Here is a 643-nt window from a genome sequence, read left to right on the forward strand (position 1 = left end):
TCCTTTGCCATCTCATGCTGATTTTAATTGCTGCTCGTGTTTCTCCTGCATCAGCTTATAGGCCGCCATAAATGATGCATGGACTTCCCTTTGGGAAAAGGTTCAGCTCAGCAGCAATAGCAGCAAAGGAATATTGCTTTTTACAGCGTAGCTGCAATACCTTTTCCTGTTCCTCGGTCATGGGACCCTGAAGCTTCATTGTGGTGACAGGTTGCTGTTTGGCTTCAAGCGTGATGCCCTAGTGAATGATATTCTTAATATCCTGGATAGCCTTTTTTACCTCGATACTTACTTCAGCTTGTTACCATAACACCGGCAATCACTTTATACTGGAAGCCGTATTTTAAACAAAGTTCAACCAGGTGCTTTCTTTTATCACCTAATAGCGGCAGCACGTTTTTGATCCGGTCAAAGGCTTTTTGATCCGCTTCCTGATTGATTGCATGCTCATCTTCTTTTTCAGGATCATAGCCATGCATATATTCCTGATAGTTCTCATAGCCCTCCAGTGAATTGACTCTTCTAAAAAACTTCGTTTTAGGCTGGGTGTAATAGGAATAACATTCCCTTTTCATCACCATTCGCAGGAAGAAATAAATATGCTTGGGCCTTTCGATACGATCCCGGTGCACCCATAACTTTA

General features: G+C 42.5%; 1 protein-coding gene and 1 pseudogene. Both read right to left on the reverse strand.

Going from position 1 to position 643, the window contains the following annotated elements; translation table 11 throughout:
• Window positions 1-55: 55 nt before the first annotated feature.
• Window positions 56-199 (reverse strand): hypothetical protein, encoded by a 144-nt coding sequence (locus RM539_RS19910; protein WP_311505169.1) that lies wholly within the window; start codon window positions 197-199, stop codon window positions 56-58.
• A gap of 94 nt (window positions 200-293) precedes the next feature.
• A pseudogene (locus RM539_RS19915) lies at window positions 294-643 on the reverse strand (sigma-70 family RNA polymerase sigma factor); the annotation flags it as partial.

Origin of the sequence: Autumnicola musiva, assembly GCF_031846585.1 — a bacterium.
GTDB lineage: Bacteria > Bacteroidota > Bacteroidia > Flavobacteriales > Flavobacteriaceae > Autumnicola > Autumnicola musiva.